Here is a 26,280-nt window from a genome sequence, read left to right on the forward strand (position 1 = left end):
GGGGACTCTCGGTGCCAGAGCCACTCGACGACGTCGAGCTGGAGCGCCTGATGCACGAGACGCACACCGCGATCGAGTCGCTGCGCACGAAGAGACCCTCTCCTGAGGAGGCGACGGTCCGCGGCGAGGGGCAGGCCTCCGACGAGCGGGTCCGAGCGTCCGTGCACGGCGGACGCGTCGCGTCCGTCACCCTCGACCCCCGCGTGCTCCGCCTGTCTCCCGAGGAGTTCGGCGGCCTCGTCACCGAGGCCGTCAACGCCGCGCTCGACGACCAGCGTGGCAGGTCCACCGCGGCGGCGGGCCCGGTTCCCGACCTCGCGGCGCTCGCGGAGACCCTGCGCGAGGTCCAGAACGAGAGCCTCCGCCAGATGGAGGTCATCACGCAGGGCATCACGGACGCGATGGCACGCATCCGGGAACGCACCCGGATCAGCGGCGACCCGACTCCGCGCGGCCTGGAGGACCTGTTCGGCCTCACTCGGCGCAACCTGGAGGACGCGCTCACGGTCACGGGCGGCACCGCCGACGCCCGCGGCGAAGGGGAGAGCGCGCGCGGGCGGATCCGGGCCGTCGCGATGGTCGGCCGGGTCGAGTCGGTGACGGTCGAACGGCAGGCGATGCGGATGGCGTCGCACGAGCTGGCCGAGCAGCTCAGGATCGCCGTGAACGCCGCCCTGGACGACCTGGGGGCCAAGGTCGGTCCCGGCGGACGCGCAGGCGGGGCGGACGCCGAGGAACTGCGCAAGCGGGTGAGTGCGGCCCAGGACATGAGCATCGACCAGATGCGCACGTACACGCGTGCGCTGCGCGACATCATGTCGAGCATCGAAGGACCGGAGTGAGCGGATGGGTGACGTGGGTGACGAGCTCGAGGTCGATCCGGCGAAGATGCGCGAGGCGGCCGGTGGCATCAACACGGCGACCAACACGCTGCAGTCCCAGTCCGCGGGCTTCCAGCAGGAGCTCGAAGCTCAGTCGGACGCCTTCGGCACCGATGACCTCGGCTCGCTGATCGCCGGCTTCTACCAGGCCATCCACGAGATGGCGTTCGGATCGTACGACGACAACACCGGCGCGATGAGGGGTCACGTGCAGAGCGTGCACGACCTCGCGACCGCCTACGAGACGGGCGAGCAGGCGAACACCGGTGAGATGAACGACGTCCGCAAAATTCTGGGGTGATGGGATGGGTCTGCAGTTGCCCGGCGAGCTCGCCACGCTTCTCAACGACCTCGGCTACACGTGGCCCATGAGCGACGAGGACAAGCTGCTCAACATGGGCAGCGGCTGGCTCGGGTTCACGAGCACGATGGATCAGCCGGTCGGCGACGCGAACGCCCACGCCACCTCGATCTGGACTCAGCACAAGGGAGAGGGCGTCCAGGCGTTCGCGAACACCTGGAACGCCAAGGAGGCTCCGCACAACAACCTCCTGGACGGCAAGACGGGCGGCAACATCATCGGCGCCGGTCTGATGATCTGCTCCGCGATCGTGCTCGCGCTGAAGATCAACGTCATCGTCCAGCTCGTCCAGTTGGCGATCGAGATCGCTCAGGCCTTCGCGACCTCCGCGGTGACGGCGGGCGGCTCCCTCATGGAGATCCCGGTCTTCAAGGAGATCACCAGCAGGCTGGTGAACCTCTGCGTCAGCCTCGCCATGAACGCCGTCCTGGGTGGCTAGCGGAGCGGGCGCGGGGATCTTCAAGGCTGCACAGAAGTTCTTCCGATTCCTCCGGAAGGAGGAGGGGACGGCGGCTCATGCGCATCCGAGGCCACCGCGTTTCAAGATGAAGAAGATGGAGCGCGAGTACCGGGGCGAACACCTGCCCGCGCCCAACAAGTCCTGGACTCACGGGTCACAGGTCCAGTACCTCGACGATGCGGCACGCCAGCGGTACCGCCTGACGGTGGGGAGCGACGGGCGCCTGTACGACTCCTCGGGCCGTCTCTTCGACACGAGGAGGGGGACGTCCGCATGGACACCCGACCGGGGGCGGGCCATCTACGTCATGGACGAACACGGCAATCTCTACGCCTCGAACACTCAGGTCGTCGGTCAGTTCCACCACTCGAGCTTCCTCGCGGGAGGTCCGGTCGCCGGGGCCGGGGAGCTCGAGGTGGTGAACGGTAACCTCATGGCCATCTCGCGACAGAGCGGCCACTACAAGCCGACGCCCCAGCACCTCCAGCAGGTCACCGACCATCTGAGGGGTCAGGGACTGTTGTTCGGGCCTCATCACATCGAGTGGGGGATCTGATGACCGTGGACGGAAGGACGGACCCGTTGACCGAACCGCATGGACTGATCAACGGCATCCTCTACGCCACGCAGTTCGAGCGGACGCTCGACGATGAGGTGGTCGGCCGGATCGCCCGTGCCCTGATCGAGGAACCGATCCTGCATCTCACTCCTGAGCAGGAGTACGAGGGGATCGTCGCCGGCCTGCGCTCCGAGGAGCCGCTGACGGGGCAGATCCCCCAGCCGCACGACGAGGAGGCCGTTCGTGAGTTCCTCGGGAAGGTCGTACGGCGGCTGGACGCGCTGCGCCCCTGGCCGGAGCTCCCCATCGCGACGATCGGCCCCGAACACTGGACCGAGTTCGGCGGCGCCCGGCCGATCGCCCGGGTGCAGGTGCCGATCCTCGACGTCCAGGGCCGGCTCCGCGCCGTCTTCCACCGGCTCGACGACGGCCACGACATCCTCCTCCTCCGGCTGCGGTCCGGGGCGGAGGTCGCCCTCATCACCCCCTGGTGGGTCGGCAGCGACGACTCCGCGCTCCTGCTGAAGAGCCAGGACGTACCGGCGCAGCACGTGATCGAGGAGTTCAGGGCGGCCACAGGCTGGGGCCCGGACGACGTCACCCCTCTTCCCTGAGAGACGACATCCCGCTCATCACGGGGTCCCGGCCCGAGCCGCAGTGCGGCGTCGGTGGTCAGCCGCCGAGGCCGCGTTTCTGCGGGTGGACCGTCTCGCCCCGGGCGAGCATCTCAACGAATTGGGTGATGCGGCGGGCTCGGGTCTCGGCGCGTTTGGCGTTCGTGACCCGGTAGAGGATGGTGTAGCGGTTCTGGGAGGTGAGGATGTCGAACATCGCCTTCGCCCGGGGCTCCGCGGCCAGTGCGGCGGCCAGGTCGGCCGGCACCTCGATGCCGGCCTGTCCCGCGTAGGCCGTGTCCCAGCGGCCGTCGGCCTTCGCGCGTTCGACCTCGGCCGTTCCGGCCGGATGCATCCGGCCCTCGCCGACCAGCCGGGTGACGATCGAAACGTTCCGCGCCGACCAGGTACTTTGCTTCCCCCGGGGAGTGAAGCGCTGGCAGAAGGTGCTCTCGTCCCGCCGTCGTAGCCGACTATCGATCCAGCCGTGGCATAGCGCCTCGTCGAGCGCCTGGTCATAGGTCAGGCTGGTCGGCCCGGTCGTGTTCTGCTTGGCGAGGACCAGCCACACCCCTGCCGAGCTGTCATGGTGCTCGCCGAGCCACTCCCGCCAGGCTCGGGCATCGGTGACGGTCAGTTCCGGTAGTTCGTCGCTCATCGTCATGCCTTGGCGGAGATGGGCTTTTCGGTGGAGGAGTTCGCGGTCATGCCGGCAGACGCTACGGCATGTCTCCGGCAGCGACCAGGCCGCCCTGTCGGCGCTGCTCGAACTACGCCAGGTGTTGCCGGCCAGGATCGCCGACCGGCTTGGCGAGCTGGACGCCGCGTTCACGACTCGGCAGGGGAGTCACCGGACCGACCGCGCCCGGCTACCTGGACCCCAATATCCGAGCGAATCGTTACGATCGACCAGTGGCTCACACCGTTACCGTCGCGGAACGACCCCGCCGACGCCCCCGGACCGCCGTCGGCGTCATCGGCGTACCGGTGGTCGTCATCGGGGTGACCGCGGCGTTCGGCGGCCTGCGCGCCGCGCCGACCGGCCCGGCGAAGACCGCGGTGGGCAGGCCGATCGACCAGGGCCCCTTCACGGTGACCGCGTTGAACGCCCGTACCGCCGACGTGAAGCAGTTCAGCGGGCCGCCCAAGCACTCCCTGATCGTCACGGCGCGGGTCGTGAACACCAGCGCCAAGTCCTGGGGGATCGTCACCTTCCTCGGCGGCGTCGTCGCGGAACCCAAGCCGGGCCGCTACGCCGACGCGGACCCCATGGACTCCATCGGAATGATCTCCGGCGCCAAGACCAGCGACCTCCACCCTCGCCTGCCGCTCGACGTGCAGTTGGTGTGGGCGCTGCCGGCCGGCACCAACCCGGGCGACGTCACGCTGGCCTTCCGCAAGTGGACGTACGGCCAGAGTTTCACCAACGACACCTTCGACTGGACGGTCACGAAGCAGTCGCCGTTCACCGCGAAGGTCACCCTCCCCGTACGAGCGAGGGCGCGGTCGTGACGATCCTCCGGCGAGCGCTCGCCGGCCTGGGCGCGGTCGTCCTGTGCGCACTGGCCATGTGGTTCACCTCCGTCAAACCCCACCTCGTGGCGCGGCTGCAGACGCCGCTGCTCGCGCACGGCCGCGTCGGCGCGGTCGTGGACAACCGTGTCTTCAGCGTCAAGGTCGATCGCGTGGACGTGGCGAGCGGCCTCGTCAAGCACGACTCCCTCGGCGGCGACCGGCGGATGACCACCCCCGGCATCTTCGTCATCGTCTATGTGAGCGCGAAGAGCAACCTCAAGCCGCTCCAGCTCGGCCACGCGCGGCTGGAGACGCCCGGCGGCCTCTCGTACGACGAGACGGGCCGGTCCGACATCTTCACCTCGGACGCCTCGCTCGAGCCGATGCTGTGGCGGTCGACCTTCTACGTCTTCGAGATCCCCAAGGACCGGCTGGCCGGCGCGCGCTTCGTCGTCGGACAGAGCGACCTTGTCAACAATCTGTCCGCGGAGACCGCCGTGGACCTCGGCCTCACCGCGAGCCGGACGGCCCGGCTCCTGACCGGTCCCCCGACCGACTACGCCCTCAAATCGAGCTGACCATGTACACGATGCCGCCGCCCGATCCGCTGGAGACCACGGTCCCGGACCCGGTCGTACGCCGCCGGCCGCGGCTGTCCCCCGGCCGGCGCCGGATGGTCGAGGCCGGCGCGTTCGCCGTGCTGGCCACCGCGTACCTCGTCACGGAGTGGACGGACCACGTCCATCAGGCGTCCTCGACCTGGACCCGGCCCGAGAAGGTCAGCGTCGTACGCTTCGGGGCGGCCGGCGTGCTGGGCCGGGCCGAGTGGCGGATGCTCGGCCGGGACCCGGCCGCGTCGGCGAGGTCCCGCCTCGCGCCGCCCGGCGCCGTGCACCTGACGCTCCTGCTGCAGGTCCGCCCGCTCGACGCCCAGGGCGTGAAGGACGCCAAGGGCGCCGCGTTCCAGGTACGGGACCCGCAGGGGCACATCTGGACGGCCTACGGCGACGTCGGTGGCGGCAAGGACCCGGCCGCCGGCTCGGTGACGCGGGTGACGGTCACGACGGACGTCCCGGCGAAGGCGGCGAGTACGGTCCTGCTGGAGGTACGAGGGAACGCACCGTCCTCGGGGAGGCAGACCGGGCCGATCCGAATTCTGCGGTTCGCGCACTGACGCGGCCGACCACCAGGTCGAAGGCGGCGGCCAGCAGGCAGACGCGCAGCACCTGGTGGACCAGCTCGACGGGGAACTCGACCATGGTCAGTCGCGGCTGCCACCATCCGAGCTCGTGCGGGCCCAGCAGGTAGTACACCCCTCGCTCGGTCACCGGGACGAGCGCCTCCAGGCCGGTGAACAGCGCACAGAACACCCCGAACGGCAGCATCCCCGCCCGGAACACCATCCGGAAGCCGTACACCGCGGGCAACCACTTGTCGCGCAGCTCCCGCGTCAGCACCTCCCGAGGGGTGTGCGGACGGTCGATGCCGCTCGCGGAGACCACCTTCCGGCCGAGCCACCCCTGACCGAGCGCCGCCTCCTCCTCCGCGGTGACGCCCAGGATCACGCCCGCGATGACGAGCCACACCAGAGAGCCGAGGACCGCGTCCTTGAAGAGCGGCCACAGCGTGTTGAACGTCCCGAACACCGGTCCGAGGAGCCTGCCCAGATCCACCCAGGCGACCCGTCCCGTGATCCAGCCGGTGACGCCCTGCCGCGCCTGGTCCACCGTGAAGATCCCGAAGAGCGTCCAGTTCACCTCGCAGAAGGCGACGCAGATCCCGCCGAGACCGGACCACCGCGGTTCGATGACGCGCTCGGCGACGAACTTCAGGGCGAAGAAGACGACCGTGCAGATGATCGCGACCCAGACGTGGTCCTGCAGGGCTATCAGGATCTTCATCCCGGCGATCGACCCGTAGACCCCGCCCTGGGCCGTACCCCGCCCGGCCGCGCTCTGCACGAACTCCTTCGCGTCGTCGGAGAACCAGCCCCAGGCCAGGTAGAAGATCATGAACGGGAGCAGCGCCCTGGTGATCGCGTCGAGGATGCCCTCCTCCTCGTCGGCGGCCCACGACGTCAGGCGCTCGTCGACCTCGCGCGCCTGGACGGCCGGCAGGCCATCACGGACGCTGTGCACCATCGCGACCGTGACGCCGAGCGACACCATGACCGTGAGGCTGAGCACGATGATCGGAATGACGGAGTTGTGCAGCCCGAAGTGGTATCCGGCGAGGAAGAACAGGTAGCGGAGCACCTGCCCGACCGTGAACCACAGGGCGAGTGGAACCGCGAACCGGCCGGCCAGCCGGAGCGTGGTCCAGGGCAGCATCACCGGGGACGTACGAAGCACAGTTCGCGATCGTAACGACTTCCGGCCACAAGTCCGTAGAGGCGGACAAAACAGAAGGTCCCGCCGCCACCCGAGGGTGACCGGCGGGACCTTCGTGTCGATGCTAGATGGCGACCTCGAGCGCGGCGATCTCGCCGGTCGTCGCGGTCACCTGCGAGTCGACGCTGACGCCGCCCGGAGCGAGCACGCGGATCGTCCAGTCGCCGGGCGCGGCGAAGAACCGGAAGACCCCCTCCTCGCTCGTGACGACCTCACCGGTGAACTCACCGGTCGCGTCGAGCAGGCGCGCGTACGCGCCGGACACCGGGGTGCCCGCGCGCACGACCGTGCCCTGGATGACCGCTTCGTTCGCCAGATCGACCGTGGCAGGCAGGCTCGCCGTCTGGGTCGGAGCTCCGCAACCGTCGCTCATTGTTCCTCCTTGCTGCTATGCGCGTCCTTGGCCGGCGAGCGGCTACTTGGCCTCGCCGAGCTCGACCGGCACGCCCACGAGCGAGCCGTACTCGGTCCAGGAGCCGTCGTAGTTCTTCACGTCCGGCAGGCCCAGCAGCTCGTGCAGGGCGAACCAGGTGTGCGACGAGCGCTCACCGATGCGGCAGTACGCGATGGTCGGCTTCGCCAGGTCGACGCCGGCCTCCTCGTAGAGCTTCTTCAGCTCATCGTCCGACTTGAAGGTGCCGTCGTCGTTGGCCGCCTTCGACCACGGGATGTTGCGCGCGGTCGGGACGTGGCCGGCCCGCTGCGCCTGCTCCTGCGGCAGGTGCGCCGGGGCGAGGAGCTTGCCGGTGAACTCGTCGGGCGAGCGGACGTCGACGAGGTTCTTGGTGCTGATCGCCTCGACGACCTCGTCGCGGAAGGCGCGGATCGCGTGGTCCTGCTCCTGGGCGACGTAGTTCGTCTTCGGACGGGACGGGACGGCGTCGACGAGCTCGCGGGAGTCGAGCTCCCACTTCTTGCGGCCGCCGTCGAGCAGCTTGACGCTCTGGTGGCCGTACAGCTTGAAGTACCAGTACGCGTACGCGGCGAACCAGTTGTTGTTGCCGCCGTACAGGATCACGAGGTCGTCGTTGGCGATGCCCTTCTCGGAGAGAAGGTTCTCGAACCCGGTCTTGTCCACGAAGTCGCGGCGCACCGGGTCCTGCAGTTCGGTCTTCCAGTCGATGCGGACGGCGCCACGGATGTGGCCCTTCTCGTAGGCGCTGGTGTCCTCGTCGACCTCGACGAGGACGACACCCGGGTCGTCGAGGTGAGCCTGCACCCAGTCGGCTTCGACCAGGACGTCGGAGCGGCTCATGCGTGGTCCTCCTTGGTGGAGTCGGCGGATCGTTCTTCGGGTGTTCGTGGCATGGCCGTGGTCTCAGGCGAACCCGGCCTAGGGTGCGACTCGCCGTGGAGCGAGCCGCCGGATCAGCAGATAAGCCTCGCAGCCCAGGCAGAAGCCGAAGGCCGCGTTGAGGAACGCCGCGACCAGCGCGAACGCCGTCGCGGTCATTCCCACCGCGGGGACCTTCAGGAGGTATCCGATCACCCCGGTGAGGGCGAACGCCGCACCCACTCCCTGTGCGAAGCGGGGCGGTGCCTCCGGCTCGAGCTCCCGCGGAGCGCCGAGCCGAGGGCGGATGAGCGCCTGGTAGATCAGGCCGTACGGGGCGTTGCGGAGCCCGAAGACGACTCCGACGACGAACACGACGGCCTGGGCCGCCAGTAGCAACCAACTACCGGTCACGAGAACGACGACCAAGACGAACGATGTGAGGGCCGCGCCGAAACGCTGACCCCGTGGGTCGACCTGCATCGGATGATGCTCCCGGTGACTGCTGTGGTGCGACGGGCTGGACGGGCTCAGATGCCTCAGGCCGCAGGACAGAGCGCGGTGGCGACGCGGCAGAAGTCGACCGCCCGTCGCTTCGTCAGCAACTCTGTCCAGGAACGCACGGACACGATGGTAAGCGCCGTCTCGCTCAACGTAAAACCCCGTCTCGGCAATCGAGACGTGAACCCGGCCCCATGAACGCCGTCGACCTGCGCGAACCTTTTGGGAAGGATCTTGAACACCGCGGCGCGCCGAGGCCGCTCCACGGGGGTGACGTGGCGCATCTCAGGCGACGGCTTCGCCGAGGGCGGCGATGATGTCGGCCTTGCGGGGCAGGCCGGAGCCGCGGCGTACGATCCGCCCGGACGCGTCGAGCACCAACACGGTCGGGGTGCGCAGGACGTTCAGCCGGCGGACGAGATCGAGATGCGCCTCCGCGTCGAGCTCGACGTGGATCACGCCATCGACCATGCCGGCCACCTCGCCCAGGATCCGCCGGGTCGCGCGGCACGGCGCGCAGAACGCCGAGGAGAACTGCACCAGGGTCGCCCGGTCCCCGAGGTCGGCCCCGAGCTCGGCGGCGTCGAGACGCTCCACGTCACCCTCCCTCCGCGCACGCAGCACGCCGCTCCGGTGCCGCCAGATCAGGCCGAACACCGTAGCCAGGACGAGCGCCGCCACCGCGACGTAGACACCGGTCATCACCGGTTCTCAAGGCGCGCGCCGCGCCCGGCATTCCCGCCGGCCGGAGGAGATCGATCACGGCCCGGCGAGCGCCGCGATCCGTGCGTCCTCCCCCGGGCCTCAGAGCCGGACGCTGAGCAGCCGCCGGCCGTCGACGGTACGCACCTCGACCGCCGCGATCCGGTCCTTGGGGATCATGGTTGATCCGGCGAACTCGGCGGAGCCCTCGTACTCCACCTCCCAGCCGCCCGCGATGTCCCGCCGCCCGTCCCGGTCCACGGCGACCAGGTGGCAGCGGGTCTCCGCCGGGGCTCCGGTGAGACGGACCGTGAACGCGGTCCCCCAGTCCTGGGCTCGCATGGTGATCCGGGCGCTGACGCCGGTGGCGGCGTCCCTGCCCTGGACGGTCGTGGCGGCCGCCGAGGGATTCGAGGTGGGCGGGCCCGGTGTGGGCGTGGCCGCGGGACCGGCGACCGGCCGGCCCGTCCCGAGGCCGAGCCCTGCGGCGACCCCCGCCCCTCCCGTGACGAGGGCGACGGCCGCGGCGACCGCCAGCCACCGGCGGTTCCGGTGGCTCCGCGCCCGGTGCTCGGCGGCGGCGCGGTCGAGCACCGACTCCAGGAGTTCCGGCGGCGGGGCGTCGACCTCCGCGATCTGCTCCTCGGTCACCCGGCCCAGCAGGGCGGGCAGGCCCGCGAGGCCGACCAGTTCGTCGCGGCACCGGCGGCACTGCTCCAGATGTTCGTCGACCAGGGCGCGCTCCGCGGGGTCGATCGCGCCGAGGACGTACACCCCGAGCAGCGCCCGGAGATCGGCGCATCGGGCACTCGTCGTCATGGCGCCAACCCCCGCTCCTCCAATGCCAGTTTCAGCGCGCGCAGCGCGTAGTACGTCCGCGACTTGACCGTCCCCGCCGGTATTCCCAGCACCGCCGCCGTCTCGGCCACCGATCGCCCTCGGTAGTAGGTCTCGACCAGCACGGCTCGGTGCTCGGAGCTGAGGTCCGCCAGCGCCTCGGCGACGGTCCACGACTCGAGGGCGCGGTCGATGTCGTCCCCGGCGGGCAGCGCGGCGAGCGCCGCCTCGCCGATCTCGGGCGGTCGCGACCGCCGCGACCGGAGCGCGTCGACGACCAGGTTGCGGGCGACCGTGAACAGCCAGGGCCGTACCGGGCGGCCGACCAGCGCGCCGGGATGACGCCAGGCGCGCAGCAACGTCTCCTGGACGATGTCCTCGGCCTGCTGGCGATCGCCACCGGTCAGCCGCAGGACGTACCCCAGGAGCGGGCCGCCGTGCTCGGCGTACAGTGCGCGGAGCAGCCGCTCGTCCGCAGTGGGTCCCACACCCTCGACACGTATCCGGACGGCGGAAGGTTCATCGGGACTTCCGGGTCGTCTCCCGGGCCGATCGTCCCGATCCCGTTCAGTGGACGTTGAGGCTGTCGAGTTTGACGTGCTGCGCGGTGGTCGACACGCGCAGGCCCTGCTGCTCGACCTTGACGTCGGTGATCCGCGTGTTCAGCGGAAGGCCCTTGACGGACATCGTGAAGGTGAACGCCTGACGGACCAGGCCCACCGGCACGGTCGTCCCGCCCGCCTTGACCGACTGCGGGACGACCCGGACGCCGCGGCCCGCGGGCTGCACGGTCACCGTGGCCGTGACCGTCTGCGTGACGCCCAGGACGGTGTAGGGGCCGCGCACCTGCAGGTCGGAGCCCGCGGCCGAGACCTTCATGTCGTGCGGCGCGGACTTGTTCACGTCGTCGTAGCCGACGGTGGCCGTGGAGGTCGCCGAGTCCGCGACCATCTTGGAGGAGTCGCCGTGCATCGCGTCGGACATCGGCGCGGTGACGCCCTTGAGCGCGACCGTCGTGCCGGTGAGGTGGACCCCCTGCTCGGTGACGTCCCCCACCTTGATGTCGATCTCGTCGTACCGCCCGTCGATCGCCTGCGTCAGGAACGGGAAGCCCTTGATGGACACGTCGGGGGTGTGGTCGAGCTGGTACTGCGAGGCGACGTTCTTGGCGATCTCGTTCTGCGCCACCCGGCGGCCGATGATGTCGCCGGCGATGGCGATTCCGCCGAAGACGATCAGCAGAATCAGGCAGATAACAAATGCTTTGCGCATGTCTCCCCCGGTCGGCGATAGGCGATCACCATACCGATGGCGTCACGGCGTCGGGGTCACACCGGGTGATGAGATCGGCCACTGCCGGGTCGCCCCGCAGGACCAGGCGAGGACGCGTCGGCCACGACCGGGGCGCGGCGGACGCCGACCGGCCCGGGACCGGTTCGGCGTCGCGGCCGCGGCCGTCTCACCCGCCCGCGAACGGGGGCAGGACCTCGACCGTGCCGCCGTCGGGCAGCGTGACGGCCGCGGGGTCCCGCGTGCCGACCGGAGCACCGTCCACCAGGAACGAGCTGCGGGCGAGAACACGCCCGAAATCCGTCCCCCGATCGGCCGCGGCGGCCGTCAGGGCCTCCGCCAGCGTGGTGGCGTCGTAGGGTTCCTCCGCCGTCCCCGCCGCCGCGCGCGCGGCGGCCCAGTACCTGATCAGGCCCTTCGCCATGCTCCCCCTTTCCTGGTCTACACCACTCGGGTAGTGAGTCCTTTTCCCACGTTCGATATCCTCGCCTATTAGGGATCCGGGCAGCGTCGCCCTCGGGTCCTCGACGTCTTTTTGGGCCCCAAACGAGGAGGCCGTATGAGTAGCCTGCTGTTGCTGACCAACGTGCTCGAGCCCTCCGACGAGGTCCTGCCCGCCCTGGGCCTGCTGCTGCACTCCGTTCGCGTCGCTCCGGCCGAGGGCTCCGCCCTCATCGACGCGCCCCCGTCCGACCTGGTGCTCGTCGACGCGCGCCGGGATCTCGCCCACGCCAAGAGCCTCTGCCGCCTCCTCCGCACCACCGGCCTCGACGCTCCACTCATCGCGATCGTCACCGAGGGCGGCCTGGCCGCCCTCACCGCGGAGTGGGGGCTCGACGACGTCTTCCTGCAGACCGCCGGTCCCGCCGAGGTCGAGGCGCGGATCCGGCTGGCGGTCGGCAAGGTGGCCGCCGGCCAGCCCGATGACGTTCCCGGCGAGATCCGCAGCGGCGAGCTCACGATCGACGAGGCGACCTACACCGCGCGGCTGCGCGGGCGCGTGCTCGACCTGACTTTCAAGGAGTTCGAGCTGCTCAAGTACCTCGCCCAGCACCCCGGCCGGGTCTTCACCCGCGCCCAGCTGCTGCAGGAGGTCTGGGGGTACGACTACTTCGGCGGCACCCGTACGGTCGACGTGCACGTCCGGCGGCTGCGGGCCAAGCTCGGCGCCGAGTACGAGTCGCTGATCGGAACGGTGCGAAACGTCGGGTATCGATTCGTCGCCGATACCCGGCCGACCGAGGAAGGAGCCCCCGCCCACCGCTGAGCGGGGGACGCCGCTCGCGGCCTTGACCCTGGCGGATGCCGCGCCTAGAGCGCAGTCGATGCCAGGGATCAGCCTGTGTAGGGACCGTTCTGCGGGCCGCCCGGCTGAGGCGGGAGGTGGCCGCCGTAGGGGCCTTGGCCGCCCGGGGCGTAGGGGCCGCCTCCGGGCGGGTTCGGCGGCGGCCCGTACGGCGCGCCGGGCACCGGCGGGTAGGGATGTTGCGGGCCCGGCCCGTACGTCGCAGGCGGCTGTTTACGGCGCGACGCCAACGCGATCACGAAAATCAGGCCGAGGAACAGCACCAGCAGCACCAGGATGATCAAAAGTACGAGTAGCCCCATCGCGCCGTCGCCTCCGTTCGCTTTTCTTTCCCGGCCGTCGTCTCAGCGGGAACCGTAGGGACCGCCGTCCCCTGCGGGGTCGAGGGACCACCATACGGGGCGTTCGGCGGCGGGCCGGGCGGGTTCTCACCCAGGCTCTCTCGCCGGGCCGCACGTGGCGCTCAACGAGAGCCGTACGGGCCGTACGGGAAACCCTGTGGGTCGTCGGGAGCGGAGCGCCGCGGATCACGGTACCCGGATGGCTCGGACCGGTCGTACGTGTAGGCGGTGTCCGCGTACTCGTCCTGCGGAGCGGGTGACCCGTACGAGTCCCGCCCGGCGGAGCCGGGGGTGGAACGCGGCGGCGCGTACGGATCACCGGTGGCCGCGCCGTACGAGTCGGCGGGCGCGCCGTACGAGTCGGCGGGCGCGCCGTACGAGGGCTGTGGGGGCGTCTCTCGCGACCGTCGCGGGGCCGGCACGTACGGCTCCCACTCCGAGCTCTGAGCGGCCTGGGACGGCGCGTACGGCTCCCAGTCGGAGACCTCGGCGGGCCGGGACGGCGCGTACGCCTCCCCGTCCGGGCTTTGCGCGGCTCGAGGCGACTCATACGGCTCCCAGTCCGAGCCATGAGCGGGCCGGGGCGGCGCGTACGGCTCCCGCGCGGGTCGGCCGTAGGGTTCGCGGGGCTGTGTGGCGTACCCGTCGCGGCGGGCGGCGTGGGAGTCGCGCGGCCGCGCGGTGGATCCGTACGCGTCGTAGGCCGCGGGGACGGGCCGGTAGGCGTCGTACGCCGTCGAAGCGGTGTGCCGTGGCGGCTCGAGCGCGGGCCGGTACGGCGTGGGCTCGAGGTCGTCTTCCTCGTACTCGGCGTCGTAGCCCTCGTAGTCCTCCGCGAAGGCGGCGTCCGGACCGGTCAGGACCCAGCGGCGGCCCATTAGTGCGAGTAGGAGAACGAGGAGTAGCACAGCGACGGGCACGGCGAGCGCACCGGCCATGATCGGGAGTCCGGGATCGCCCACGACGACCGCCTTCCGCGCAGGTGAGGGCCTGATCGTATGGCAACGTTCGCGCCGGATGGAAGGCTCCGGACAGATCTTCTGACTTCAATGGTCAAAGGGGCCGAGACTACGCTCGCGGTCGTGGACGTGATGACACGGGAACATTTGACGGACGACGAGGTCAGGGGCGCGTTGGCGGTCGTGGAGGCGGCCGCGGCGGCCGACGGCGTAGGACCGCTGGGCGAGAGCGCGCTGTTGCGGTTGCGGGACGGCGGTGGCGCGGTCCTCACGCGCGACGGGGGGACCCTCGCGGGGGTCGGGATCCTCGACCGTGACGTGGCCGAGTTCGCGGTTCATCCGGAGTTCCGGCGCCGGGGGCACGGCCGTGCCCTGGCCACCGCCCTGCGCGAGCAGGCCGGTTCGCTCCGGGTGTGGGCGCACGGTGAGCTGCCGGGCGCGGTGGCGCTGGCCGGTTCGCTGGGCTTCGAGCGGTTCCGGGCGCTGTGGCAGATGCGCCGCCCGCTGGACGCGTCGCTGCCGGAGGTGACGTGGCCCGCGGGCGTGCGGCTGCGGACCTTCCAGGCGGGGGCGGACGAGGACGCCTGGGTGCGGGTGAACGCCCGGGCCTTCGCGGACCACCCGGAGCAGGGCGCCTGGACCCGCGCGGACCTCGAGCGGCGGGAGCGTGAGCCGTGGTTCTCCCCGGAGGGGTTCTTCCTCGCGGAGCGGGCCGGCGAGCTGATCGGCTTCCACTGGACCAAGGTGGAGGACGGTGTCGGCGAGGTGTACGTCGTCGGCGTCGACCCGTCCGCCCAGGGGCTCGGGCTCGGCCGGGCGCTGACCCTGACCGGCCTGCACCACCTGAGGTCGCTCGGCCTGCCGACGGTCATGCTGTACGCCGACGAGTCCAACACGCCCGCGACCAGCCTGTACGAACGGCTCGGCTTCGAGCACTTCGCCACCGACGCGATGTACCGCGCCCCGGCCCGCTGACCCGTCCCGGCACCGGGACGGACCGGCTGCCGCATGCCGGAGCAGGCCGGCACGGATCCCCGCTCGGCTCCCTAGGGGGCCGGGCGGGTGCCGCATCCTGGGGTGTTAACCCTACGGATGCCCTACGGAAGGGCTCCTTTCCCGACAAGTCACGATCACGTTCATCTTCCGTTCATCTGGATCGGAGTGACTGGACATCTCTCCTCCTTAGCGTCGGGACTCGACGGTGCCCCCCGATCGTGCGAACGCTCGGGGCCCCGCCCCCACACTTGATTCGAGGAGAGACTTCGGTGATCAACAGCACTCGGCTGGCCGCTCTTGGCGGCGTAGCCCTTGCGGGTGCGCTCGCGCTGACCGCGTGCGGTACGGACGACAACGGCAGCAAGGGCAGCGGCAGCGGTGGCACCGCTGCCAGCGGCGATTGCGTGAAGACCACGGTGAACGCCGCCGGCTCGACGGCCCAGGCCAACGCGATCAGCGAGTGGACCAAGGGCTACCAGCAGAACTGCGCCGGAGCGAACCTCAACTACAACGCCAACGGTTCGGGCGCCGGCATCCAGGCGTTCACGCAGGGCCAGGTGGCCTTCGCCGGCTCCGACTCCGCGCTCAAGCCGGAGGAGCACGGCCCGGCCGACGCGCGCTGCAAGGACGGCAAGGCCATCGACCTGCCGATGGTCGTCGGCCCGATCGCGGTGGTCTACAACCTCAAGGGCGTCGACGGCCTGCAGCTGTCGCCGACCACCCTGGCGAGCATCTTCGCCGGCAAGATCAAGAACTGGGACGACGCGGCGATCAAGAAGGACAACCCGCAGGCGAAGCTGCCCAGCACCCCGATCAAGACGGTGCACCGCGCCGACGACTCGGGCACGACGGACAACTTCACCAAGTTCCTCACGGACACCGCGCCGGACATCTGGAAGTTCGCGGGCGGCAAGAAGTGGACCGCTCCGGGCGGCCAGGGCGCGACCAAGTCCGACGGCGTCTCCACGGTCGTGAAGCAGACCGACGGCGCGATCTCCTACGCGGAGCTGTCCTACGCCACCAACGGCAAGCTGCAGACCGCGAAGGTCGCCAACGGCTCGGGCCAGTTCGTCGAGGTCTCCTCCGACACCGCCTCCAAGGGTGCGGCGGGCGCCCAGATCGCCGGCACCGGCAATGACCTGGCCCTCAAGGTCGACTACAAGACCAAGGACGGTTACCCGATCATCCTGGTCACCTACGAGGTCGCCTGCGAGAAGGGTCTCCCCGACCAGCAGGCGAAGTTCGTCAAGTCCTACCTGACCTACACCTCCAGCCAGCAGGGCCAGTCGGTGCTCAGCGGCCTCGGCTACGCGCCGCTGCCCGACTCGATCCTGACCAAGGTCCAGGCCGCCGTGAAGGGCCTGTCCTGACCGAAGTGAGTACCGAGCCGGTGCGGGAGACCCGTACCGGCTCGGTCGCATGCATGTGAAGAGATCTCTATGAACGACAGGGTGAGTCGGTGGGCATGGGAGGCCGGATGACCAGCGAGACCCTCGAGCAGGGCGCGACACGCGCTCTGGGCGGCAAAGCCCGCAAGATGAGTACCGGGCGTCTCGGGGACCGGCTGTTCGGCCTGTCCGCGAAGGGCTCCGGCATCCTGCTGCTCGCGATCATGGCGGCGATCGCGGTGTTCCTCATCGTGAAGGCGCTGCCGGCACTGCGGGCGGACAAGGCCAACTTCCTCACCTCACAGGAGTGGAACCCCGACGCCGCGCAGTCGCGGTTCGGGATCGCCCAGCTCACCTTCGGCACGGTCCTGTCGTCGGTGCTCGCGCTGATCCTGGCCACGCCCGTCGCGGTGGGGATCGCGCTGTTCATCGCGTTCTACGCGCCGCGGCGGCTCGCGGACGGGCTCGGCTACGTCGTCGACCTGCTCGCCGCGGTGCCCAGCATCGTGTACGGCCTGTGGGGCCTGCAGTTCTTCGTTCCGAAGATGAACGGCGTGGCGACCTTCCTGCACGACGACTTCGGCTGGATCCCGCTGTTCGGCGGCGACACGGTCGGCGGGCAGTGCATCCTGACCGCCTCGATCGTGCTGGCGATCATGATCCTGCCGATCATCTCGTCGATCACCCGCGAGGTCTTCCTCCAGGTGCCGCGGCCCAACATCGAGGCCGCCCTCGCCCTGGGCGCGACGCGCTGGGAGGTCATCCGGCTGGCGGTCCTGCCGTTCGGCCGCTCCGGCATGATCAGCGCCTCGATGCTCGGCCTCGGCCGGGCCCTCGGCGAGACGATCGCGGTCGCGCTGGTCCTGGGCACCGCCTCCGGAATCAGCCTGCACCTGCTGAAGCCGGGCGGTAACACCTTCGCCGCCAACATCGCCAACACGTTCCCGATGGCCGGGAAGACCGGGCAGAGCGCGCTCATCGCCTCCGGCCTGGTGCTCTTCGTCATCACCCTTCTCGTGAACATGGCCGCCCGCGCGGTCATCGCCCGCCGCAAGGAGTTCGTGTGAGCACCGTCGACCTCACCGGCCCGTCCGGGGTCCGCAAGTTCAAGGACAAGCTCGCCTTCGTCGCGGTCTGCGGCGCCTTCGCGCTGGCCGTCATCCCGCTGGTGACGCTGCTGTACACGGTCATCAAGAACGGCGCCAAGCGGTTCGACATGGAGTTCTTCACCCACTCCATGAACGCCATCGGCGGCCGCGACGCGGGCGGCGGCGCGTACCACGCGATCATCGGCACGATCGAGCAGGTCGGTCTGGCCAGCGTGATCTCGATCCCCATCGGCGTGCTCACCGCGGTCTACCTCGTCGAGTACGGCGGGAACCGCAGGCTGGCGAAGGCCGTGACGTTCTTCGTCGACGTCATGACGGGCGTGCCGTCGATCGTGTCGGGCCTGTTCGTGTTCGCGTTCTGGATCGCGCTGCTCGGCTTCGAGTACATGGGCTTCGCCGGCTCGATGGCACTGGCGGTGCTGATGCTGCCGACGGTCGTCCGGGCCACCGAGGAGATGCTCAAGCTCGTCCCGAACGACCTCCGCGAGGCGTCGTACGCGCTCGGCGTGCCGCGCTGGCGGACGATCTGCTTCGTCGTCCTGCCGACGGCCTTCACCGGCATCATCACCGGCGTCATGCTGGCCATCGCCCGCGTCATGGGCGAGACCGCGCCGCTGCTGATGACGGTGTTCGTCACCACGTCGATCAACAACAGCCCGTTCAAGGGCCCGCAGATGGCGCTGCCGCTGTTCGTCTGGGACCAGGCGCAGCTCCCCCAGCAGGTCGCCGTCGACCGGGCGTGGGCCGGCGCGCTCACGCTGATCCTCTTCGTCATGCTGCTCAACCTCGCGGCGCGCCTCATCGCCCGCCTGCGCAAGCCCGTATCCCGATAGGAGTACTCCCCCCATGGCCAAGCGGATCGAGGTCTCCGGGCTGAACGCCTACTACGGCAAGACCCGGGCCATCGAGGACATCTCGATGACGATCGAACCGCGCTCGGTGACCGCGTTCATCGGCCCCTCCGGGTGCGGCAAGTCGACGTTCCTGCGGACCCTCAACCGGATGCACGAGGTGATCCCGGGCGCGCGGGTCGAGGGCAAGGTGCTCCTCGACGAACTGGACCTGTACGGGTCGAGCGTCGACCCCGTCGCCGTACGACGGGTGATCGGCATGGTCTTCCAGCGACCGAACCCGTTCCCCACCATGTCGATCTACGAGAACGTCGTCGCGGGCCTGAAGCTCAACGGCGTCCGCCGTAAGGCGCAGCTCGACGAGATCGTGGAGAAGTCCCTGCGCGGGGCGAACCTGTGGAACGAGGTCAAGGACCGGCTGGGCCGCCCGGGGGCCGGCCTGTCCGGCGGTCAGCAGCAGCGGCTCTGCATCGCCCGCGCCATCGCGGTCGAACCCCAGGTCCTGCTGATGGACGAGCCCTGCTCGGCGCTGGACCCCATCTCGACGCTGGCGATCGAGGACCTGATCGCCAGCCTGAAGGACCAGTACACGATCGTCATCGTCACCCACAACATGCAGCAGGCGGCGCGGGTCAGCGACCGTACGGCCTTCTTCAACCTCGCGGGACCCGGCAAGCCGGGCCGGATGGTGGAGATCGACGACACCAACAAGATCTTCACGAACCCGAGCGAGAAGACGACGGAGGACTACATCACCGGCCGCTTCGGCTGATGCCGGACGAGAACGGGGCGGGAGGGCCGCTCGGCCCTCCCGCCCCGCCCGGCGTACCGCCGGTGTTGGCCCGTTCCACGGACGGATCAGGCGAACAGGTGCTCGATCCAGTAGGCGAGAGCGGCGACGATGCCCGCCGCCGGAATCGTCAGGACCCAGGCGAACACGATATTGCCCGCGACGCCCCAGCGGACCGCCGAGATCCGCTTGGTCGACCCGACGCCCATGATCGCGGCGGTGACCGTGTGGGTCGTGGACACCGGCGCCTGCCAGATGAACGCGGTCGCGTACAGGACGCTGGCCGCGGTCGCCTCGGCGGCGAACCCCTTCGGCGGATCGAGCTCGATGACCTTGCGGCCGAGGGTCCGCATGATCCGCCAGCCGCCGGCGTACGTCCCGAGGGACAGCACCGCGGCGCACAGGAGGATCACCCACACCGGGACGTGCGAGTCAGCGGCCCCCTGGTACCCGGTCGTGACCAGCGCGAGCACGATGATGCCCATGGTCTTCTGGGCGTCCTGCAGGCCGTGGCCGAGGGCCATCGCCGCCGCGGACAGCGACTGCGCGATGCGGAACCGCCGCCCGACCTTGCTGGGGTTCGAGTTGCGGAAGATCCACAGCATCATGACCATCACCAGGTAGCCGAGGACCAGCCCGATCAGCGGCGACAGCACCATCCACAGGACGACCTTGTAGATGACGCCGTGCCACAGCACGCTGCTGGACGCCGCCAGGGCCGCCCCGATCAGCCCGCCGACCAGTCCGTGGGTGGACGAGGAGGGCAGGCCGTAGTACCAGGTGACGAGGTTCCACACGATCGCGCCGATCAGCGCGGCCGCGACGATCGACAGGCCGTGCAGGTCCTTCGGCGGATCGATGATGCCGCTGCCGACCGTCTTGGCGACCCCGGTGCCGAGGAACGCCCCGACGAGGTTCATGACGGCGGCCATCGCCAGGGCGGCCCGGGGGGTGAGCGCCCTGGTGGAGACGGACGTGGCGATCGCGTTCGCCGCGTCGTGGAAACCGTTGGTGTAGTTGAAGAACAGTGCGATGCCCACGACGACGATGAGGGCCGTCAACTCCACGTCGGCGTCCCCTTCCTCGCGGCGAACCGCGGACATCGGTTCGCGGGCATGGCGATCACACGCGTCGGCGACACGGAGATCACGATTCCTTGACCGCGATCGTCTCGACGATGTTGGCGACGTGCTCGAACGCGTCCGCGGCGGCCTCGAGCTGGTCGACGACCTCCTTGACCTTCAGGACGGTGAGCGCGTCGTACTCGCCGCTGAACAGCTCGGCCAGCAGTCGCCGGTAGGTCTGGTCGCCCTGGTTCTCGAGCCGGTTGATCTCGATCCAGTACTCACTGAGATCACGCAGCCCGCGCAGGCGCGGCATGGCCTCCGCGGTCAGCTCGGCCGCCCGCTCCAGCACCTCGACCTGGGCGACGACGTCGCGGGGCAGCTCATCGATCTTGTAGAGCAGTACGAGGTCGGCCGCCGCCTCCATGAAGTCCATGACGTCGTCGAGTGTCGACGCGAGCCGGTAGATGTCCTCCCGGTCGAAGGGCGTGATGAAGCTCTCGTTGAGCCTACGCATGATCGCGTGAGTGAACTCGTCGCCCGCATGCTCGCAGGCGCGCATCTTCTCCGCGATCGCCTCACGGTCGGCCCCGTCGCCTATCAGCTCCACGAGCAGCCTGGCACCAGTCACCAAGTTGTTCGCGGAATCCGCGAACATGTCGTAGTAGCTGTCCTCACGCGGGGTGAGTCGGAATCGCACGTCCTTCTCCTGAAGTGCGGGAACAGTCCGCTGAGGATGGTACGGCTTACCAGGGGGAAAGCGAACCTTCGCCCCCCTGTTACTTCACCGCACCACTCCTCGCGTGTCGGGTCGGTCACGGCGACCCACCTCGGGCCTCGGGGTCGTTTCGTCCCCTGCCCCGGGGCGTACGCCTCAAACGATCACTTGGGTCTCTACCCCTAGGGGGTATAGAGTGGCCGGTATGCACGGGTACGCGAAGGACAAAGACGCCTACCTCGTCCGGTTGCGCCGGATCGAGGGCCAGGTGCGGGGCCTGCAGCGGATGGTAGCCGAGGATGAGTACTGCATCGACGTTCTCACCCAGGTGTCGGCGGTCACCCGTGCCTTGCAGTCCGTCGCACTCGGGCTGCTGGAGGACCATCTCGGCCACTGCGTCGCCCAGGCCGTGAGCGAAGGCGGCCCGGCGGCCGAGGAGAAGGTCAAGGAGGCCTCGGCGGCCATCGCGCGCCTCGTCAAATCGTGACCGTCACCGGCGGGTGAGCCGGTGAGCGGAGAAGCCGATCGGGGGGAAACCGGTCGGCGCATCCCCGCGTGCGCCGACCCCACGTCGTTACGACCGTGTCGCGTGGCCGATCCCGAGCACCAAGTCGATCTCATCGGTCGTCAACGGCCGATCCGCCGTCGCGACGGCGCTGAGCATCTCGGAGTACAGCTCGATCTCATCCAACGCGACCCGGTCGTGGACGCGCATATCGAGGTTCGACTGGCGCACCGCGTCCACCTCCGTTCGTCCCCACACCTGTGGAAAAGGCTACGCGCCCGACCCGTCAACGGACATGACCCAAGAGGGCCATTCGGCCGCCACCCGCCGAGGTGGGTTCGGGACCACCCAGGACTACCGCCGGGTACGGTCCTCGTGGAGGCTCCGCAGCAGCCGCTCCGCCTGCGAATCGGGCAGGTCACGCACGGTGAGGCGGGCCACCGTCGCCGCGTCGACCCGAGCCCCCGCGAGTCGCGCCGCCTGCCGCGCGACGATCGCGTCGAACAGCCGGCGCACCGTCTCGGCGAACGCGAACCGCCGCGATCCGCGCATCTCGCCGAACCACCCCAGCAGTTCGACGCGCAGCTCCTCGTCCAGCAGGTAGAGCTCGCGCTCGGCGAACCGGGAGAACAACTGCACGAGCTGACGGTCGGTCGGCTCCCGGAACTCCACGATCGCCCCGAACTCCGCGCGGAACCCCGGATTCGCGAGCAGGAAGCCGTCCATCTCGTCCGGTTCACTGGAGCAGACGACCAGGAACCTGTCGCGGCGGTCGGCCATCTGCCGGAGCAGCGCGGCGACCGCCCCGGGCATCCGGTCGAGCAGGGAGGCGTTCTCGATCAGCAGCACGCCCCCGGCCGCCCGGTCCACCTGCGCCGCGACCTTGGCCGCCGCGTCGCCGCCGGCGAGGTCGCGCGCGTCGCACACCACCACCTGACCCGAGCCGAGGAGACCCAGCGCGGCGTACGCGCCGCCGACCAGCCCGGCGACCGTCCGCTTCCCGGTGCCCGGACGGCCCAGGAAGATCAGATGACGGCCGGACGGCAGCTCCCGCGCCGCGCGCTCGGCGGCGCGTCGCGCCTCGGCGACCAGGCCACCGACGGTCTGCTTCACCTCGTCCAGGCCGATCATCTCGTCGAGCGTGCGCAGGAAGCCGTCGACGTCCCCCGGGGCCCGCAGGGCCGGCTCGATCTCCTCCGCCACGCCGCCGAAGTCCTCCGGAGTGAGGACCAGTCGATCGCGGGACGCCCCGAACCGGTCGGTGTGCCGCGCGACCGCACGGTCGAGGTACGCCTCGACGAGACGCGCGTTCACCAGGTCGCCGTACCCGGACAACCTCGGCAGGTCGGCCCTGACGGTGTGCAGGGCGGGAGCGTTCACCGTCACGCGGCGCTCGTCCGCCAGCACGTGGACGAGCGCCAGCCGGGTCTCCACGTCGGCCAGGTCCGGCAGCCGGAACACCCGGAACACCGTCGCGAGCTGCGGGAAGTCGGTCTTCAGCCGGTCGTACGCGTTCGGCTCGCAGGTCGCGATCAGCGCGGCCGCACCCTCCCGGGAACGGACGACCGCCGCCGCGACCGCCGCCGGGTCGGACGCCCGCCGCAGGGCCGCGTCGATCCATTCCAGCAGCAGCGGCACGCCACCGCCCAAGGCGGCGCCGAGAATCCCGGTCGCGTCACCGAGCTCGGTGCCGTCGACCGTACGGACCGAGCCGTCGCCCCGGCCCGCGCCGGCGAGCGTACGGGCGAGGAGGCGGGCGAACCTGCGCTGCCCGCTGTGCGGAGCGCCGACGACGAGCAGGGCGGGCGCCGTCTCCTCCCCGGAGGACGCCCGGCGGTGCACATCGTCGAGGAGCCCGGCGAGATCGTCGGCACCGGACACGAACCGGATCCCGAACCGCTCGGTCACCTCGGGCAGGACGGCCCCGGAGGGCGGCGGCTCGATCTCGCCGACCGGACGGCCCGGCACGGGCGCGCCCAGGAGGTCGCCCACCATCGTCTGCGACATGATCCGCGTGCCCGGCCGCTCCCCCGCGCCCTCGCCGAGGACATGGGTACGAGGAGGTCCGGACGCGGCCCCACCGGCCCACGCGCCAGGCCCCGGCGCCGGCGGCTCCCCCGGCCCCCGCATGCCCGCCCCCTCACCGAGGACACGCGTACGCGGAGGTCCCGGGGCCGCCCCACCGGGCCACGCACCGGCCCCCGGCACCGGCGGCTGCGACGCGTGATCCGGCCTCGGCTCCCCTTGCTGCGGCCGATCCCCCGGCGCGCCGCCCCGCCACGGGGCATCGGCCGGTCGCGGGACGCCACCCGGCGACGGCGCATCGGCCGGTCGCGGGGCGACGCCTGGGGCCGGTGGCGCGAGAGGTCCGGGCATGCCCGGTGGGAGCACGGGGGCGGGGGGCACAGGAGGCCCGGCCGGCGAAGGCGGGGCGGAGGGCAGTGGCGGCGTGCCGCCGACCGGCATCCATCCATCCGCCCGAGTGCCGTCCACCAGCGGCGCGACGTACGTGGCGTCGGCCGACGCCACCGGCGACAGCGGCGGATCCAGCATCGTGGCCTCGTCCGCGTGGGCACCCCCTCCCCACACGGGCGCGGACCCCGACTCGGCGGACGACCGCCAGAGCCCCGTCGAAGGCGGCACCGGCACAGACGAAGCCATGCCGGACGCCACGTCCGCCGAGTCGTCCGGGGAGGCGTCCGGCGAGACGTCCGGTGCGTCGTCCTCGATCCGCGTCGCGAGGGGGTCGCCCTGCGCCGGATCACCCCCCGCCTTTTCACCGGCGAATCCGTCAGGAACATCGGCCGAACCGCCGTCCGCCTTCCCTCCGGCGGAGCCGACGGGAACCTGCGCCGGACCGGCGTCCTCACCTTCCGGGGCGGATCCGGCAAGAGTGGGCGCCGGGTCGCAGTCGGTCTTTTCACCGGCGGATCCGCCAGAAACACGGGCCGGACCACCGTCCGCCTTTCCCTCGGCGGAGTCTGCGGAAGTCTGCGCCGGACCGACGTCCGCCTTCTCCCCGGCGGAGTCGGCGGGAACCTGCGCCGGACCGGCGTCCTCACCTTCCGGGGCGGATCCGGCAGGGGTGGGCGTCGGGTCGCCTTCCGCACTGTCCCCGGCGGAGCCCGCGGCCGCCACCGCGGCCCGGGCCACTGGCGGAGGGCCCGCGTCCACCATCGTCCCGTCCACAGGCGGCACCGCCGAAGGAGCAACCTGCGCCGGGCCCGCGCCCATCGCCGCCGCGGCGCCTGCCGGATCGGCGTCCGGCGTGCTTCGGGTCGGGGCCGGGGGTGCCGCCCAGGCGGGGGCCTGGCCGGGCGGGCCGGTGGGCGGTTGATGCGCGACCGGCGGTACGGCCGGCGGCGCCTCGGGGGCCGGGGCGGAGGGATACTGCCGGGCCAGCGGGGCGATGCCGGGGGTCGGTGTCACCGGGTCTGCGGGTGCCGCCGACGCGGCGCGGTCGGTGCCGAGGATCTCGGCCAGGACGGCGACCGGCACGGGGAAGCCGCGCGGGCGGGCCGGGATGCCGCCGCCCAGCCGGCACCAGGCGAGATCCGCGGCGTACACCGTGGCGAGGAGCGCGCCGCGTGCCGCCGGCCGGAGGCTCTCGACGCGCCGCCGGAGGAGAGGCGGCAGCCGGCCGTCCTGCGGCCAGAAGCGCCGCAACGGGTGGTCGGTGCCGGCGAGGATCGCCTGCGTCGCGCGCCGGGTCTCCGGGTCGAGCCAGACGATCACCTGCTCGACGACGTCACGCCGGACGACCGCCAGGTCGGCGGCCAGCAGTGCCGCCGCGATGAGGCGGGGCTCGACGTACCCGTGTTCGGCCGGGTCGCCGGCGATCGAGGCGAGACAGACGGCCAGGTCGTAGAACGCGTTGCGGAAGTGCTCGCCCGCCGACGCCTCGATGCGCAGCGCCGGCGCCAGGGCGGGCGGACATCGGGTGAGCCACTGCTGGACGATCGCCTGGTCGCCGTACGGGAGGGCGCCGTAGTCGACGGTGGGGTTGTGCAGAGTGGCGCCGAGGATGGCGAGGAGGGCGTCCGCGCGGGCCCGGAAGCGCGTGTCCTCGCGGAGGGCGCTGGCCATCGCCCACATCGTCCGCAGGATGACGACGGCCGCGTCGACCCGGTGAGCGCGCAGCCGCTCGGCGTACAGGCCGACCAGGGTCTCCAGCGGCGGCGGGGTGAGCCAGCGTGGGCCATCGGCCCCCGGCAGCGGGCGGGCGCGGTACGGCGACCACAGGCCGAGCAGTTGGGCGTCGAGCCCGGAGTAGAACACCGGGACCGCGGCGGACCAGAGCATCACGCCCCAGCCGACGGCCACCGTGCTCGGCGTGGACGGGCTGAAGGCGTTCCACCAGTGCGGGTAGTCCTGCGCGGGGAGGGCCGCCGCCGACTCGACCGTGGCGCGTACGCGGGCCGTCACCTCGGGCCGTACGTCGACGTCCACGAAGGGCAGCGACTGCGGCGGTTCGACGGTGAAGTCGGGGCCGGAGGGCACCAGGTGGGGAGGGATGCGCGGCACCGGCATGCCCTGGCCGAGGGGCCGCGCCGACGTCCGCGTCATCGGCAGCCGGGGCGGCGGGCAGAGGTGCCACTGGCCGTCGGCCGGTAGCCAGCGGTACCAGCGGGCCCAGGCGCCGAACAGCCACCACGTGCCGTCGGGCAGGACGAGCATCCGGCCGGCGACGAGGTTCTGCCGCTGGAGGGGCGGCGTCGTGGGCCACCAGCCGGCCGTGACCATGGCACGCGTGTCACGCTCGACCACCGCGAACGGATCCTGGGCGGCGGCCGAAGGCACCTCGCCGTACGCCTGCCCCCAGACCACCATGCAATGGTAAACGCCACCCCAAGACCGTCGGGTCACCGCG

Annotated in this window: 32 protein-coding genes; 15 read left to right on the forward strand and 17 right to left on the reverse strand. The window is 70.9% G+C overall.

The features are described from left to right. The first annotated feature begins 11 nt into the window (after positions 1 to 11). The 5 genes from AB0L00_RS10445 (at position 12) to AB0L00_RS10465 (ending at position 2,875) form a co-directional block, all read left to right on the forward strand. Positions 12 to 842, forward strand: coding sequence for a hypothetical protein (locus AB0L00_RS10445; protein WP_364431136.1), 831 nt, complete (start codon positions 12 to 14; stop codon positions 840 to 842). 4 nt (positions 843 to 846) lie between these two features. After that, entirely contained in the window at positions 847 to 1,182 is a 336-nt protein-coding gene (locus AB0L00_RS10450; RefSeq protein WP_364431139.1) for a hypothetical protein, read from the forward strand. Positions 1,183 to 1,186: 4 nt separating this feature from the next. Then, positions 1,187 to 1,681 carry a hypothetical protein gene (locus AB0L00_RS10455; RefSeq protein WP_364431142.1) on the forward strand — a complete coding sequence of 165 codons (495 nt, stop codon included), beginning with the start codon at positions 1,187 to 1,189 and terminating at the stop codon, positions 1,679 to 1,681. Positions 1,682 to 1,787: 106 nt separating this feature from the next. After that, positions 1,788 to 2,258 carry a hypothetical protein gene (locus AB0L00_RS10460; RefSeq protein ID WP_364431144.1) on the forward strand — a complete coding sequence of 157 codons (471 nt, stop codon included), beginning with the start codon at positions 1,788 to 1,790 and terminating at the stop codon, positions 2,256 to 2,258. Positions 2,259 to 2,284: 26 nt separating this feature from the next. Further along, on the forward strand, positions 2,285 to 2,875 hold the full coding sequence (locus tag AB0L00_RS10465; protein ID WP_364431147.1) for a hypothetical protein: 591 nt from the start codon (positions 2,285 to 2,287) through the stop codon (positions 2,873 to 2,875). Positions 2,876 to 2,933: 58 nt separating this feature from the next. Here AB0L00_RS10465 and AB0L00_RS10470 read toward each other — a convergent pair whose 3' ends face one another. Next, a complete protein-coding gene (locus AB0L00_RS10470; RefSeq protein ID WP_364431150.1) occupies positions 2,934 to 3,533 on the reverse strand; it encodes a YdeI/OmpD-associated family protein in 600 nt (199 codons plus the stop codon). A gap of 254 nt (positions 3,534 to 3,787) precedes the next feature. Between AB0L00_RS10470 and AB0L00_RS10475 the strand changes: the two genes are divergently transcribed. Genes AB0L00_RS10475 through AB0L00_RS10485 form a run of 3 tightly spaced genes read left to right on the forward strand, consistent with a single transcriptional unit; the run spans position 3,788 to position 5,564 of the window. Continuing rightward, positions 3,788 to 4,387 carry a hypothetical protein gene (locus tag AB0L00_RS10475; RefSeq protein WP_364431153.1) on the forward strand — a complete coding sequence of 200 codons (600 nt, stop codon included), beginning with the start codon at positions 3,788 to 3,790 and terminating at the stop codon, positions 4,385 to 4,387. Then, entirely contained in the window at positions 4,384 to 4,968 is a 585-nt protein-coding gene (locus AB0L00_RS10480; RefSeq protein ID WP_364431156.1) for a hypothetical protein, read from the forward strand. The genes AB0L00_RS10475 and AB0L00_RS10480 overlap by 4 nt, the downstream gene beginning before the upstream one ends. 11 nt (positions 4,969 to 4,979) lie before the next feature. Next, positions 4,980 to 5,564, forward strand: coding sequence for a hypothetical protein (locus AB0L00_RS10485; RefSeq protein WP_364431158.1), 585 nt, complete (start codon positions 4,980 to 4,982; stop codon positions 5,562 to 5,564). Here AB0L00_RS10485 and AB0L00_RS10490 read toward each other — a convergent pair. The 10 genes from AB0L00_RS10490 to AB0L00_RS10535 form a co-directional block, all read right to left on the reverse strand. Beyond that, complete coding sequence (locus AB0L00_RS10490) at positions 5,449 to 6,741, reverse strand: hypothetical protein (RefSeq protein WP_364431161.1); 1,293 nt, start codon at positions 6,739 to 6,741, stop codon at positions 5,449 to 5,451. The two genes, AB0L00_RS10485 and AB0L00_RS10490, sit on opposite strands and share 116 nt — an antisense overlap. 103 nt (positions 6,742 to 6,844) lie before the next feature. Continuing rightward, positions 6,845 to 7,153 carry a DUF1416 domain-containing protein gene (locus AB0L00_RS10495; RefSeq protein ID WP_345355703.1) on the reverse strand — a complete coding sequence of 103 codons (309 nt, stop codon included), beginning with the start codon at positions 7,151 to 7,153 and terminating at the stop codon, positions 6,845 to 6,847. A 42-nt stretch (positions 7,154 to 7,195) separates the two neighbouring features. Continuing rightward, entirely contained in the window at positions 7,196 to 8,035 is an 840-nt protein-coding gene (locus tag AB0L00_RS10500; RefSeq protein ID WP_364431164.1) for a sulfurtransferase, read from the reverse strand. A 78-nt stretch (positions 8,036 to 8,113) separates the two neighbouring features. Next, entirely contained in the window at positions 8,114 to 8,536 is a 423-nt protein-coding gene (locus AB0L00_RS10505) for a DUF4395 domain-containing protein (protein ID WP_345355708.1), read from the reverse strand. Between the two features lie 56 nt (positions 8,537 to 8,592). Further along, a complete protein-coding gene (locus tag AB0L00_RS10510) occupies positions 8,593 to 8,838 on the reverse strand; it encodes a putative leader peptide (RefSeq protein ID WP_364431166.1) in 246 nt (81 codons plus the stop codon). 1 nt (position 8,839) lies between these two features. Beyond that, positions 8,840 to 9,151: a thioredoxin family protein gene (locus AB0L00_RS10515; protein WP_364431626.1), complete on the reverse strand. Its 312-nt coding sequence runs from the start codon at positions 9,149 to 9,151 to the stop codon at positions 8,840 to 8,842. Between the two features lie 207 nt (positions 9,152 to 9,358). Then, the gene (locus AB0L00_RS10520; RefSeq protein ID WP_364431169.1) at positions 9,359 to 10,075 is read right to left on the reverse strand and encodes a zf-HC2 domain-containing protein; all 717 of its coding nucleotides are present in this window, start codon (positions 10,073 to 10,075) and stop codon (positions 9,359 to 9,361) included. Next, entirely contained in the window at positions 10,072 to 10,581 is a 510-nt protein-coding gene (locus tag AB0L00_RS10525) for a sigma-70 family RNA polymerase sigma factor (RefSeq protein WP_364393095.1), read from the reverse strand. The genes AB0L00_RS10520 and AB0L00_RS10525 overlap by 4 nt, the downstream gene beginning before the upstream one ends. Before the next feature lie 79 nt (positions 10,582 to 10,660). Then, positions 10,661 to 11,365 (reverse strand): DUF2993 domain-containing protein, encoded by a 705-nt coding sequence (locus tag AB0L00_RS10530; protein WP_364431171.1) that lies wholly within the window; start codon positions 11,363 to 11,365, stop codon positions 10,661 to 10,663. A 187-nt stretch (positions 11,366 to 11,552) separates the two neighbouring features. Then, on the reverse strand, positions 11,553 to 11,807 hold the full coding sequence (locus AB0L00_RS10535) for a MoaD/ThiS family protein (RefSeq protein WP_364431174.1): 255 nt from the start codon (positions 11,805 to 11,807) through the stop codon (positions 11,553 to 11,555). 135 nt (positions 11,808 to 11,942) lie between these two features. On the opposite strand from AB0L00_RS10535, the gene AB0L00_RS10540 reads away from it, so the two are divergent. After that, positions 11,943 to 12,650: a response regulator transcription factor gene (locus AB0L00_RS10540; RefSeq protein WP_345355719.1), complete on the forward strand. Its 708-nt coding sequence runs from the start codon at positions 11,943 to 11,945 to the stop codon at positions 12,648 to 12,650. A 68-nt stretch (positions 12,651 to 12,718) separates the two neighbouring features. On the opposite strand, the gene AB0L00_RS10545 is transcribed toward AB0L00_RS10540, so the two are convergent. Together AB0L00_RS10545 and AB0L00_RS10550 are read right to left on the reverse strand one after the other, a co-directional pair. Beyond that, positions 12,719 to 12,991, reverse strand: a complete 273-nt coding sequence (locus AB0L00_RS10545; protein ID WP_364431176.1) for a hypothetical protein — start codon at positions 12,989 to 12,991, stop codon at positions 12,719 to 12,721. A 161-nt stretch (positions 12,992 to 13,152) separates the two neighbouring features. Continuing rightward, on the reverse strand, positions 13,153 to 13,992 hold the full coding sequence (locus AB0L00_RS10550) for a hypothetical protein (RefSeq protein ID WP_364431178.1): 840 nt from the start codon (positions 13,990 to 13,992) through the stop codon (positions 13,153 to 13,155). A 129-nt stretch (positions 13,993 to 14,121) separates the two neighbouring features. On the opposite strand from AB0L00_RS10550, the gene mshD reads away from it, so the two are divergent. From mshD to pstB, 5 genes are all read left to right on the forward strand, one after another. Beyond that, positions 14,122 to 14,964 carry a mycothiol synthase gene (mshD, locus tag AB0L00_RS10555; protein WP_364431629.1) on the forward strand — a complete coding sequence of 281 codons (843 nt, stop codon included), beginning with the start codon at positions 14,122 to 14,124 and terminating at the stop codon, positions 14,962 to 14,964. Between the two features lie 290 nt (positions 14,965 to 15,254). After that, positions 15,255 to 16,355: a phosphate ABC transporter substrate-binding protein PstS gene (pstS, locus tag AB0L00_RS10560; RefSeq protein ID WP_364431181.1), complete on the forward strand. Its 1,101-nt coding sequence runs from the start codon at positions 15,255 to 15,257 to the stop codon at positions 16,353 to 16,355. A gap of 107 nt (positions 16,356 to 16,462) precedes the next feature. After that, positions 16,463 to 17,440 carry a phosphate ABC transporter permease subunit PstC gene (gene pstC, locus AB0L00_RS10565; RefSeq protein ID WP_364431183.1) on the forward strand — a complete coding sequence of 326 codons (978 nt, stop codon included), beginning with the start codon at positions 16,463 to 16,465 and terminating at the stop codon, positions 17,438 to 17,440. Continuing rightward, positions 17,437 to 18,315 carry a phosphate ABC transporter permease PstA gene (gene pstA / locus AB0L00_RS10570; protein ID WP_364431185.1) on the forward strand — a complete coding sequence of 293 codons (879 nt, stop codon included), beginning with the start codon at positions 17,437 to 17,439 and terminating at the stop codon, positions 18,313 to 18,315. Before pstC ends, pstA begins: the two co-directional genes overlap by 4 nt. Before the next feature lie 13 nt (positions 18,316 to 18,328). Next, positions 18,329 to 19,105: a phosphate ABC transporter ATP-binding protein PstB gene (pstB, locus tag AB0L00_RS10575; RefSeq protein WP_364431187.1), complete on the forward strand. Its 777-nt coding sequence runs from the start codon at positions 18,329 to 18,331 to the stop codon at positions 19,103 to 19,105. 86 nt (positions 19,106 to 19,191) lie between these two features. On the opposite strand, the gene AB0L00_RS10580 is transcribed toward pstB, so the two are convergent. Next, positions 19,192 to 20,226, reverse strand: a complete 1,035-nt coding sequence (locus AB0L00_RS10580; protein ID WP_364431189.1) for an inorganic phosphate transporter — start codon at positions 20,224 to 20,226, stop codon at positions 19,192 to 19,194. A gap of 43 nt (positions 20,227 to 20,269) precedes the next feature. Then, positions 20,270 to 20,887, reverse strand: coding sequence for a DUF47 family protein (locus AB0L00_RS10585; protein WP_364431192.1), 618 nt, complete (start codon positions 20,885 to 20,887; stop codon positions 20,270 to 20,272). Positions 20,888 to 21,110: 223 nt separating this feature from the next. Between AB0L00_RS10585 and AB0L00_RS10590 the strand changes: the two genes are divergently transcribed. Next, positions 21,111 to 21,392, forward strand: a complete 282-nt coding sequence (locus AB0L00_RS10590) for a metal-sensitive transcriptional regulator (protein WP_345355737.1) — start codon at positions 21,111 to 21,113, stop codon at positions 21,390 to 21,392. Positions 21,393 to 21,479: 87 nt separating this feature from the next. On the opposite strand, the gene AB0L00_RS10595 is transcribed toward AB0L00_RS10590, so the two are convergent. Continuing rightward, positions 21,480 to 21,668: a hypothetical protein gene (locus tag AB0L00_RS10595; RefSeq protein ID WP_345355739.1), complete on the reverse strand. Its 189-nt coding sequence runs from the start codon at positions 21,666 to 21,668 to the stop codon at positions 21,480 to 21,482. 96 nt (positions 21,669 to 21,764) lie between these two features. Then, complete coding sequence (locus AB0L00_RS10600; RefSeq protein WP_364431194.1) at positions 21,765 to 26,237, reverse strand: hypothetical protein; 4,473 nt, start codon at positions 26,235 to 26,237, stop codon at positions 21,765 to 21,767. Positions 26,238 to 26,280 lie beyond the last annotated feature (43 nt).

It is taken from the genome of Actinoallomurus sp. NPDC052308 (genome assembly GCF_040679195.1).
Taxonomy (GTDB): domain Bacteria; phylum Actinomycetota; class Actinomycetes; order Streptosporangiales; family Streptosporangiaceae; genus Actinoallomurus; species Actinoallomurus liliacearum.